Origin of the sequence: Pseudomonas sp. GZD-222, assembly GCF_049310525.1 — a bacterium.
Taxonomy (GTDB): domain Bacteria; phylum Pseudomonadota; class Gammaproteobacteria; order Pseudomonadales; family Pseudomonadaceae; genus Aquipseudomonas.
Genome location: NZ_JBMOWO010000037.1, coordinates 31,559 through 41,597, shown reverse-complemented (window position 1 = coordinate 41,597; position 10,039 = coordinate 31,559). Strand labels below are relative to the sequence as shown.

At 60.5% G+C, this 10,039-nt stretch carries 10 protein-coding genes and 1 tRNA gene; 7 read left to right on the top strand and 4 right to left on the bottom strand.

Annotation, left to right across the window (positions count from 1 at the left end):
* Nucleotides 1–69: 69 nt before the first annotated feature.
* On the bottom strand, nt 70–762 hold the full coding sequence (gene ung / locus ACO6VD_RS06705; protein WP_422417840.1) for a uracil-DNA glycosylase: 693 nt from the start codon (nt 760–762) through the stop codon (nt 70–72).
* A gap of 127 nt (nt 763–889) precedes the next feature.
* Between ung and ACO6VD_RS06700 the strand changes: the two genes are divergently transcribed.
* Nucleotides 890–1,996, top strand: a complete 1,107-nt coding sequence (locus tag ACO6VD_RS06700) for an enoyl-CoA hydratase/isomerase family protein (protein ID WP_422417838.1) — start codon at nt 890–892, stop codon at nt 1,994–1,996.
* Nucleotides 1,997–2,001: 5 nt separating this feature from the next.
* Here ACO6VD_RS06700 and ACO6VD_RS06695 read toward each other — a convergent pair whose 3' ends face one another.
* On the bottom strand, nt 2,002–2,376 hold the full coding sequence (locus ACO6VD_RS06695) for a hypothetical protein (RefSeq protein ID WP_422417836.1): 375 nt from the start codon (nt 2,374–2,376) through the stop codon (nt 2,002–2,004).
* Nucleotides 2,377–2,591: 215 nt separating this feature from the next.
* On the opposite strand from ACO6VD_RS06695, the gene ACO6VD_RS06690 reads away from it, so the two are divergent.
* The 5 genes from ACO6VD_RS06690 (at nt 2,592) to ACO6VD_RS06670 (ending at nt 6,450) form a co-directional block, all read left to right on the top strand.
* Nucleotides 2,592–4,082 (top strand): sensor domain-containing diguanylate cyclase, encoded by a 1,491-nt coding sequence (locus tag ACO6VD_RS06690; RefSeq protein ID WP_422417834.1) that lies wholly within the window; start codon nt 2,592–2,594, stop codon nt 4,080–4,082.
* A complete protein-coding gene (locus ACO6VD_RS06685; RefSeq protein WP_422417833.1) occupies nt 4,075–4,296 on the top strand; it encodes a cysteine-rich CWC family protein in 222 nt (73 codons plus the stop codon). Before ACO6VD_RS06690 ends, ACO6VD_RS06685 begins: the two co-directional genes overlap by 8 nt.
* 27 nt (nt 4,297–4,323) lie before the next feature.
* A complete protein-coding gene (locus tag ACO6VD_RS06680) occupies nt 4,324–5,016 on the top strand; it encodes a pseudouridine synthase (protein ID WP_422417832.1) in 693 nt (230 codons plus the stop codon).
* A gap of 319 nt (nt 5,017–5,335) precedes the next feature.
* Complete coding sequence (locus ACO6VD_RS06675; RefSeq protein WP_422417831.1) at nt 5,336–6,220, top strand: alpha/beta fold hydrolase; 885 nt, start codon at nt 5,336–5,338, stop codon at nt 6,218–6,220.
* A gap of 156 nt (nt 6,221–6,376) precedes the next feature.
* Nucleotides 6,377–6,450: transfer RNA gene (locus tag ACO6VD_RS06670), tRNA-Gly, on the top strand.
* 63 nt (nt 6,451–6,513) lie between these two features.
* Here the strand turns inward: ACO6VD_RS06670 and ACO6VD_RS06665 are convergent.
* A complete protein-coding gene (locus ACO6VD_RS06665) occupies nt 6,514–7,602 on the bottom strand; it encodes a polyamine ABC transporter substrate-binding protein (RefSeq protein ID WP_422417830.1) in 1,089 nt (362 codons plus the stop codon).
* A gap of 44 nt (nt 7,603–7,646) precedes the next feature.
* Entirely contained in the window at nt 7,647–8,948 is a 1,302-nt protein-coding gene (locus ACO6VD_RS06660) for an NAD(P)/FAD-dependent oxidoreductase (RefSeq protein WP_422417828.1), read from the bottom strand.
* A 136-nt stretch (nt 8,949–9,084) separates the two neighbouring features.
* Between ACO6VD_RS06660 and ACO6VD_RS06655 the strand changes: the two genes are divergently transcribed.
* A complete protein-coding gene (locus tag ACO6VD_RS06655; protein WP_422417827.1) occupies nt 9,085–10,029 on the top strand; it encodes a LysR family transcriptional regulator in 945 nt (314 codons plus the stop codon).
* Nucleotides 10,030–10,039 lie beyond the last annotated feature (10 nt).

The window sequence follows — 10,039 nt, the reverse complement described above, 5'->3', positions numbered from 1 at the left end:
GGTGTTTCCCCGGGGGGGGAAGGCAGCCGTTAGGGGGGGGTCGGGGACAAACCCCGCTCCTACCGGGGGTTACAGCGCAGGCAATGCCCACTCCACCGGCGTCAGGCCATGCTGCTCGAGGAATTTGTTGGTGCGGCTGAAATGCCCACAGCCGAGGAATCCACGATAGGCCGACAACGGCGACGGGTGAACGGACTTGAGCACCAGGTGTTTGGTGCCATCAATCAGCTTCTGCTTGCTCTGTGCGTGGGCGCCCCAGAGCAGGAACACGGTGTTCGGCTGATGTTCGCTGACCAGTTCGATAACGCGGTCGGTGAAGAACTCCCAGCCCTTCTTGGCATGGGAGGCAGCATTGGCCCGCTCCACGGTCATGGTGGTGTTGAGTAGCAACACGCCCTGGTCCGCCCAGTGCTGCAGGCAGCCATGCTTGGGGATCTCGATGTTCAGGTCGCGGTGCAATTCCTTGTAGATATTGACCAGCGAGGGTGGCGTGGCGATACCCGGCTGCACGGAAAAGCACAGGCCGTGCGCCTGCCCCGGGCCGTGGTACGGATCCTGGCCGAGGATCACCACTTTCACCTGATCCAGTGGCGTGGAATTGAGCGCGTTGAAAATCAGCGGGCCCGGCGGGTAAATCTCTTTGCCCGCCGCATATTCCTGGCGCAGGAATTCACGCAATTGCTGCATGTAAGGCTGGTCGAATTCAGCGCGCAACGCTTCTTTCCAGCTCGGTTCAAGTTTGATGCGGTCGTCGTCAGTCATGGGGCCATCCGTAAACAATGGCGCGACACTAGGAAAGCTGTCGGTGCTTGTCAATCGATCCGACCGGCGACCGGCAGTTTCGCCGACAGCGGCCATACTTGTGCGGATCAGACAAACGAGGTCGCTCATGGCCGTACAGTGCGAAGAACTCACCGGCGTCGACGGTGCCCGCATCGGCATCGCCACCCTGGACGCCGCCAAGGCCCTGAATGCCTTGTCGTTACCGATGATCGAAGTGCTCGACCAGCAACTGGCCCAGTGGGCCGACAACCCTGAGATCGTCTGCGTATTGCTGCGTGGCACGGGTGCCAAGGCGTTTTGCGCTGGCGGTGATGTGCGCAGCCTGGTGCAGGCGTGCCGCAATCATCCGGGTGAGGTACCGCCTTTGGCCGCACATTTTTTCGCTGCCGAGTATCGCCTGGATTACCGCCTGCATACCTACCCCAAACCGGTGCTGTGCTGGGGCCACGGCCATGTACTGGGCGGTGGCATGGGTCTGTTGCAGGGGGCCGGCGTGCGCATTGTGACCCCGAGCAGCCGCCTGGCCATGCCCGAAATCAGCATTGGCTTGTATCCAGACGTAGGCGCCAGCTGGTTTCTCGCCCGCCTGCCAGGAAAACTCGGCCTGTTTCTGGGCATGACCGGCGCCGGCCTGAATGCCCGCGATGCCCTGGACCTTGGCCTGGCTGATCGCCTGCTGGGAGAAAACCAGCAGGAAGAGTTGATCGATGACCTGCTGCAGCTGAACTGGCAGGAACAGACCGCCCTGCAATTGAACAGCCTGCTCAAGGCCCAGCAGCACCGCGCTCAGGGCGAAATGCCGGAAGCCCAGTGGTTGCCGCGACGCCAGCAGATCGATGCGCTGCTCGATGTCGCCAACCCGGTGTGTGCCTGGCGGGCGATCGCTGCGCTGCACAAGCACCCCGACCCGCTGCTGGCCAAAGCGGCACAAACCCTGCGAGAAGGCTGCCCGCTGACCGCTCATCTGGTCTGGCAGCAGATTCAACGGGCACGCCACCTGTCACTGGCTCAGGTATTCCAGATGGAATACACCATGAGCCTCAATTGTTGTCGGCACCCGGAATTCAGTGAAGGTGTACGCGCGCGCCTGATTGACAAGGATCAGCAGCCGCGCTGGCACTGGGCGGATATCGCCAAGGTGCCAGCGGCAGTTATCAATGCGCACTTTGCCAAAGCCTGGGAAGGCCGCCATCCGCTGGCGGACCTGGCCTGAATGGCTTAGCGATGCCAGTTGCCGTCTCGCCGGCCATCACCGTTGCGGTCGTGGCGAGAAGGTCCCTGGCGATAACGGTCATGCCCACGCCCCGGATAAGGCTTGTAGTAACGATCCGGCGCCGAACGGTAATAGTGCGGCGTTGCGCGGTTGTAATGAGGCGTTGAGCGGTAATACTGCGGGGGCGGCGAATAATATCGCGGTTGTGGCACCACGTAGTAACCACGGTTGTATTGATAGCCAGGCTGGTAATAGCCCGGATAACCATAACGGTCAGCGCTATAGACTTCGGTGCGATGGTAGTAACCGTTACCTCCGTAAGGGACACACGCGGTGGTCAGCAAACTCAGCACTGCAATCAGCAAAAGTCGGCGATACATAGCGGCCTCCCGGACCGCGAAACTGCCCATCCCAGCGGCGCTGGTCGGCGTCGATCGGCAAGCGTTCATCGACACAGATTAAGACCCTGCAAAGCCGATCCGGTGCCCTCGCCGCAATAAATTGATACAAGGCCGATACCCTTGATATTTGTCCAGTTATTTTCCGGCCGTACCACTAGAATGAACGGCATTGGCCTACATCAAGGGACTGTCAATTGCCTCGCTCCGCCCTGTTTTCGCAGCGCTCGCTAATTCTGACCTTGCTGTTGTTGCTGGGCTGCGGCTTTCTGGCCACATCGCTGCTGAGCTATTTCGCCTCACGCAGTTCGATCCGTGAAAGCATCGTCAACACCGAACTGCCGCTCACCTCCGACACGGTCTACTCGGAAATCCAGAAGGACCTGGTACGACCAATCCTGATCTCCTCGATGATGGCTCACGACACCTTCCTGCGGGACTGGGCCCTGGCGGGAGAACGCGACCCGGCGCAAATCTCCCGTTACCTCAACGAAGTCATGGATCAATACCGTGCCTACACCGCCTTTTTCGTCTCCAGCGCCACCGGCAATTATTACCAGGCGCAAGTGGGTGTGCTGAAGAAAATCGACCCGCAGGAACCACGCGACACCTGGTACTACCGGGTACGGGACATGGACGCCCCCTACGAAATCAACGTCGACCTGGACATGGCCAACCAGGACAAGCTCACGGTGTTCATCAACTACCGGGTGTTCGACTACAACGACAAATTCATCGGCGTCGCCGGTATCGGCCTCACCGTCGAAGCAGTGGTACGCCTGATCGATGACTACCAACAGCGCTACCAGCGCCAGGTGTACTTCGTTGACCCGCAAGGCAATGTGGTCCTGACCGGGTCCAAAGGCGGCGCCCACGGCGCGCGCACCGGGCAATCCCTGCGTGAGCTGGACGGTCTGCGCGAACTGCTCAAGCAGATGCCCAAACCGGTCAGCGGCAGCCATGAGTACCTGAGCAGCGACGGCCACAGTCACTTTCTCAATGTGCGCCTGGTACCGGAGCTGAACTGGTACCTGTTCGTCGATAAACGTGAAGACGGTGCCCTCGACAACATCCGCCAGTCGCTCTACCTGAACCTGGTGATCTGTACCATCATCGGCCTGGTGGTGCTGTCGCTGCTCAATGCCATGGTCAAGCGCCATCAGGACAACATTGAAACCCTGGCCACCCGCGACAGCCTCACCGGCCTGCCCAACCGCCGTGGCTTCGACCTGCTGGCCGCCCAGGCCCTGCATGAAGCCCAGCGCGAGCCCAAGCCACTGGTCGCACTGCTGATCGACCTGGATCACTTCAAGCAACTCAACGACACCCACGGTCACCTGGCCGGCGACGAAGTGCTGCGTCAGTTCGCCCACGTCCTGGAAAACAGCCTGCGCCAAGCGGATATCATCTGCCGCTGGGGTGGCGAGGAATTCATCGTGCTGCTCAAGGACGCCGACGGCGTACAGGCTCAAGAGGTGGCAGAAAAGATCCGCCTGCACACTGAGCAACGCGATTTCAGCTTCGCCGACATAGTGATCAGATTGACCACCAGCATCGGCTTGAGCAGCCTGCAACCTGAGGATACCCTGCACAGTCTGATCGCCCGCGCCGATCACGCGCTGTACCGCGCCAAGCAAAGTGGACGCAACCGCGTCTGCGTGGAAATGCCCAGGTCCGACCATGAATGATCCCCGACGCTGCCCCGCCTGTGGCGCCAGCAACCGCTGCAGCCTCGCCGATCCCCGAACGGCGGCCCAAGCGTGCTGGTGCTACAGCGTCAACATCGCCCCTGAAGTGCTCGAGGCATTGCCCGCCGAGCAGCGCAACAAGACCTGCCTGTGCCCTGCCTGCGCCCAGGTGCTGGAACAACTGGAAGCGGCAAAGGCCTCTTCCAGCGGTTAAACTGCAACGCCCTGCTCCTGGCTTTGTATGCGTCTCGATCGATTCCTCAGCAACCTGCCCTGCTTCAACCGTCAGCAAGTACGGGTGCTGCTGGCAGAGCGGCGGGTGCGTGTGGACGGCTACTGCGTGAGTGACCCGCGCCTGGAGGTGCGGGAGTTCAGCCGTATCGAGGTGGATGAGCAACTGCTGCAAGCCGGACGCCCGGCACGCTACCTGATGTTGCACAAGCCCCAAGGCTGCGTCAGCGCCACCCAGGACCCCGAGCACCGCACTGTCCTGGACCTGATCGATGAGCCGGACAAGCACGAACTGCACATCGCCGGACGCCTGGACTACAACACCACCGGCCTGATGCTGCTGACCAATGACGGTCAGTGGTCACGGCGCCTGACCCAGCCGCAAACCAAACTGCCGAAGATCTATTACGTCGAGACCGAGCAGGTTATCGAGCCGTACTACATCGAGAAATTTCGCCAGGGCTTCTACTTCGCCTTCGAAGACCTCACCACCCTGCCCGCCGAACTGACAATGCTTGGCCCGCGCAGTGCGCGCCTGAGCATCGTCGAAGGCCGCTACCACCAAATCAAGCGCATGTTCGGCCACTACGACAACAAGGTCCTGCGCCTGCACCGCGAAGCCATGGGCCCGCTGCACCTGGACCCGGGCTTGCGTCCTGGCGAGTACCGAGCCCTCTATCCCGAGGAAATCCTGGCGATCTGAGGCGACGACCGCCTGGCGGAAAGATTTCGTCAATTTCCCCAAAGGCACTTGCGGGTTAGTCCGTCGCCTGCTTGAATCCAATCGTCGGTCTGCATGTGACTCATCAGTCACGTTCGTAGTCCAAGACACCTTTTTGCTGGCTACCTGTGCCTCGAAGCACCGGAGTCCTGCAGATTGCCCACCTAGAACAATACCCGTCGACCAGCGTAACAGGATCGACAAGGGCCCTCGGTTTCTCTTCAAGGCGTATGCCTACCTGTCATAAAGAACGCGCATCCTTGCATGTGCGAACACCCTTTTTGCGCCAGGAGTCGACGACATGAGGCCAGAAACTGCTGTGCTTGATATACAAGGTCAGTATCGGGTTTACACGGAGTTCTATCGCGCAGACGCCGCTGAGAAGACGATCATCCTGATCAATGGTTCGCTGGCCACGACGGCCTCGTTTGCCCAGACAGTGCGCAGCCTGCATCCGCAATTCAACGTGGTGCTCTACGATCAGCCCTACGCGGGCAAGTCCAAGGCGCACAACCGCCACGAGCGGCTGCTGACCAAGGAAACCGAAGGGCAAATCCTCCTGGAGCTGATCGAGCACTTCGCCGCCGATCACGTGATGTCGTTCTCCTGGGGCGGCGCCTGCACCCTGCTGGCTCTGGCGCACAAGCCGCGGCGCATCGAAAAGGCGGTGGTCAGCTCGTTCTCGCCGGTGATCAACGAGCCGATGCGCGACTACCTCGAACGCGGCTGCCAGTACCTCAGTGCCTGTGACCGTTACCAGGTGGGCAACCTGGTCAACGATACCATCGGCAAGCACCTGCCGTCGTTGTTCAAGCGCTTCAACTACCGGCACGTCAGCAGCCTGGACAATCACGAATACGCGCAAATGCACTTTCACATCAACCAGGTGCTTGATCACGACCTCGACAACGCTCTGCGCTCCGCCCGCGTGATCGACATTCCGGTGCTGTTCATGAACGGCGAGTGGGACGAATACACCACCATGGATGACGCCCGGCAGTTCAGCCAGCACGTGCGCAACAGCCATTTCCGCGAGATCCGCGCCACGGGCCACTTCCTCGACATGGAACACAAGTCGGCCTGCAATGAAACACGTGACGCCTTGTTGAGTTTCCTCAAACCCGTTACCCGCGAATCCCGCGTACGTTATCAACACGTTCAGGATCACCATGCACTGGCGATCTGAGCACCCAGGCTGGCGGTAGCGCAGCCTCCTGCATCAGCAGCCCGAACGGGCAGAAGGGAGATGCGGGAACTCGCGCTACCGGCCACCGACCCAGGCTTTTTTGCACGCCGAGGCTTCAAATCGCACTGTACTTCTGGTACAAAGTCAGCCCTGCAAGCGGGTGTCGTATAATGGCATTACTCCAGCTTCCCAAGCTGATAACGAGGGTTCGATTCCCTTCACCCGCTCCATACGCTTCAAGGCTTTCAGCCTGAACATCCCTGCCCTAATTCCAGGGCGACAAAACCTTCGACTCACTTCCCGCTGATCACCCGCGTCCACAGCCGGGTACTCAAACGCATGCCCGCCGGTGACAAGGTCTTGATAGGGAACAGTGAGTCGAGCACCGAAGACGGTGGATAGATCGCCGGGTTGTCGCGCAATTCAGGCGTGATGTATTCCAGCGCGGCGGCATTGCCGTTGGGGTACTTCACCGCGTTGCTGATGTTGGCGATCACCTTCGGCTCAAGCAGGTAATTGAGGTAGGCATAGGCGTTTTCCAGGTGCGGCGCGCCTTTAGGGATCACCACCATATCGACGGCCACCGTGGAGCCTTCGCGCGGGATGCTGTAGCCGATGTGCACACCATTACTCGCCTGCTGTGCACTGCTCATAGCTTGCAGCACATCGCCGCTGAAGCCGATGGCCACGCAGATGTTGCCGTTGGCCAGGTCGCTGACGTACTTCGACTGATGGAAGTAGCTGATGTAGGGACGAATCTTCATCAACGCCGCTTCGGCCTGCTTCAGGTCTTCAGGATCCTGACTGTGCGGATCCAGGCCCAGGGTCTTGAGGGTGATGGAGACGATCTGGGTCGGGTTGTCGAGAAACGCCACGCCGCACTGGCTGAGCTTCTCGATGTTCTCCGGTTTGAAGAGCATCTCCCAGGACTGGGTCACGTCGGTGCTACCGAAGATCGCCTTGACCTTGTCAACGTTGTAGCCGATGCCGGTTGTCACCCACATGTAGGGAATCGCATAGCGGTTACCCGGGTCGCTGGCTTCGAGGATTTTCATCAGTTTGGGATCGAGGTTGTTCCAGTTCGGTAACTTGCTGCGATCCAGCTCCTGAATCGCCCCGGCCTTGATCAGGCGCGGCAGGAAGTGGTTGGACGGACTGGCCAGGTCATAGCCACTGCTGCCGGTCATCAGCTTGGCCTCGGTGGTCTCGTTGCTGTCGATCAGGTCGTAGGTGGTCTGGATCTGGGTGCGCCGGGTGAACTCGCTCAGGGTGTCGTCGGCGATATAGCCGCTCCAGTTGGCAATGTTGACGGCTTCCGCCGCCTGAGCCGTCGCGGTCAGCAACGCCATCGACAACAGGGTCATGCAGGTGCGTTTGAACATGGGGTGCCTCTCTTGTTTTTGTTGCGGCGTGTGCGCCGAAGGTTTCAACGTTCGTTGCGGGCCCGCCAGACTTCCCAGGCCATGCGGGCTTTGGCGCCGATATCGAAGAACGGCCTGGGTGGCAAATAGCCCGGCGTGGCTTGGCCGAGAACATCGCTGAGCAAGTCCGAGTCGGCGCCAATCGCCATCTCGACCAGCAAGCGCCCCCACAAGGTGCCCCGGGCGACGCCAGAACCGTTGCAGCCGGCGACTGTATGCAGGCCGTCAGCGACCCTGGCAAAGTACGGTTCACCAGAGCGGGTGCCGCTCAGATGGCCGGTCCAGGTGTACTCAAGGTCTTTTGCGGTGATGCCGGGAAAGCGCTTTTGCAGGCCGAGCAGGTGCTCGCGCTGGCGCACCGCCAGCCCTCGGGCATCAATGTCGTGCTGGCGGTACTCGACCGTGTTGCGAATCAACAACCGACGCCCCGGCAGCAAACGCAGGGTGCAACCGCCAGGCAAGGTAGAGAGCACGCCCCAACCTTGGTCGTCGAACAGTTGCTGCCAGCGGTCTTCCGTCAGCGGGCGGGTGATACTCGCGCTCAGTTCCAGCGGGAAGGTGCCGCTGCGCTGCACCCCTACCCTGGACAGGAAGGCACCGACACAGACCAGTACCTGTTTCGCCTGCACTTCGCCGCCGTCTGTGCGTGCTGTCCAGCCCTTGCCTGGCACGCGTTGCAGGTCGGTCACGGCGCTGTTTTCATAGACTTCCACTTGTGCAGGCAGGCTGTCGGCCAGTCCTTTTACATAGCGCGCAGGCTGCAGCAGCCCATTACCGCCAGCGCAGAGAATGGCTCGACTGTAAAACGCTGTACCCAGGCGCGGCTTGAGCTCGCCGGCGTCAAGGAAACGCGCCTGTGCGCCAACAGCCTTCAGCGTCTCCAGGGTCTGTTCGACAGCGTCAAGGTGAGCGGGCTCGTGCACGGCAAAGTGGTAGCCGTCATCTCTGAGTTCGCATTCGATACCCAGTTCGGCGATACGCTGGCGAACCTCAAGACCCGCCGCAACGCCAATCCGCGAAGCGACCTGGTAGGCTGAAAACCCCGGAGTACCGAGCAGTTCGCCGGCACCAGGCAGCTCGTGGCTGACCACGAAGCCCGAATTACGCGCAGAGGCACCTTGGGCAACACGCTGGCGATCGAGCAAGGCAATGCGCTGCGAAGGAAAACGGTTGGCCAGGGTATGCGCGGCAGAAAGGCCGGTGATGCCTGCGCCGATGATCAGCCAGTCGACTTTTTGGCTGCCATCGAGCCGCGGCTTCAGTGCGGATTCACCGGCCAGTGCAATCCAGCCACAGTGGTTGTTCATTGTCTGTCACTCCTTCACAATCAATGCGCAGGAGTTATTGGCAATAACCCGTTGATGCGCCGTATGCACCTTTAATTTAAGGGCATATGGGCATTGACTCTAACGCTAAAAAATCATCCACCCATTCGGAAAAAGCATGGATAAAATGCTCCGTGTGCCCTCCTTGCAGGCGCTGCAAACAATGGTTCGGGTGGCCGACACCAGTAACTTCACCGAAGCCGCGCGGCAGTTGCACCTGACGCAGAGCGCCATTAGTCGCCAGGTCCAGCAACTCGAAGAGCATTACCAGACCACCCTGTTCGAGCGCACCAGCCGCAAGGTGGCCCTCACCGCCCACGGTCGCGAGGTCTATGAAGTCGCGCGGGAGATGCTGAAGTCACTGCAAGCGCTGGAACAACGCCTGGCACCGGCGCCACTCGATCGTCCCTTTCGTATCCGCGTTTTTGTATCACTGGCCGTGCGCTGGCTGCTGCCCAGGTTGAGCTCGTTCTACACCGTAAATCCCGGTCTATGCCTGTCGATCGAGACCGTCAGTGGCGAACTGGTCGACACCGGCGGCGACTGCGATGCCTATGTGCTGTATCTGCCCGATGGGCTGGACGAACGTCCACTGACTCTGTTGTTCGAGGAGTACCTGATCCCGGTCTGCGCGCCGACCTTCGGTGATGGTCGGACACCTCCACGTGCGCTCGACGAGCTTGAACAGTACGCCCTGATCCACGGATCCACCCGCCGGCATGAGTGGACGGTTTGGCTGCAGGCACAGCAGGACCAGACTGAGCGCAGCTTCAAGCATATAATGTTCAACCTCGACGACCTGGCTCTGGATGCTGCAAGCCGCGGCCTGGGTGTCGCCATGACGGACAGGATGCTGGCTCACGACGCACTGATGCGCGGCGACCTGATAGTCCCCTTCGGCGATACGCTGAAGACCGGCGCTGTGTATGCCCTGTGGTTGCGCGATAGCGGCATGACACACCCCGCCTGTCATGCAGTATTGAATTGGTTCGAGGAACAGATTGAACAGACCGCCACCTCGACCAGCGGTACGCTCACCCCACTGATCCAGCCTCGTCCCTGACGACCTCCGG

What these genes read in the sequence shown, in the direction of transcription:
- ACO6VD_RS06655 (WP_422417827.1), top strand. Translation starts at nt 9,085, where the DNA reads ATGGATAAAATGCTCCGTGTGCCCTCCTTGCAGGCGCTGCAAACAATG.
- ACO6VD_RS06700 (WP_422417838.1), top strand. Translation starts at nt 890, where the DNA reads ATGGCCGTACAGTGCGAAGAACTCACCGGCGTCGACGGTGCCCGCATC.
- ACO6VD_RS06695 (WP_422417836.1), bottom strand. Translation starts at nt 2,376, where the DNA reads ATGTATCGCCGACTTTTGCTGATTGCAGTGCTGAGTTTGCTGACCACC.
- ACO6VD_RS06675 (WP_422417831.1), top strand. Translation starts at nt 5,336, where the DNA reads ATGAGGCCAGAAACTGCTGTGCTTGATATACAAGGTCAGTATCGGGTT.
- ACO6VD_RS06680 (WP_422417832.1), top strand. Translation starts at nt 4,324, where the DNA reads ATGCGTCTCGATCGATTCCTCAGCAACCTGCCCTGCTTCAACCGTCAG.
- ACO6VD_RS06660 (WP_422417828.1), bottom strand. Translation starts at nt 8,948, where the DNA reads ATGAACAACCACTGTGGCTGGATTGCACTGGCCGGTGAATCCGCACTG.
- ung (WP_422417840.1), bottom strand. Translation starts at nt 762, where the DNA reads ATGACTGACGACGACCGCATCAAACTTGAACCGAGCTGGAAAGAAGCG.
- ACO6VD_RS06685 (WP_422417833.1), top strand. Translation starts at nt 4,075, where the DNA reads ATGAATGATCCCCGACGCTGCCCCGCCTGTGGCGCCAGCAACCGCTGC.
- ACO6VD_RS06665 (WP_422417830.1), bottom strand. Translation starts at nt 7,602, where the DNA reads ATGTTCAAACGCACCTGCATGACCCTGTTGTCGATGGCGTTGCTGACC.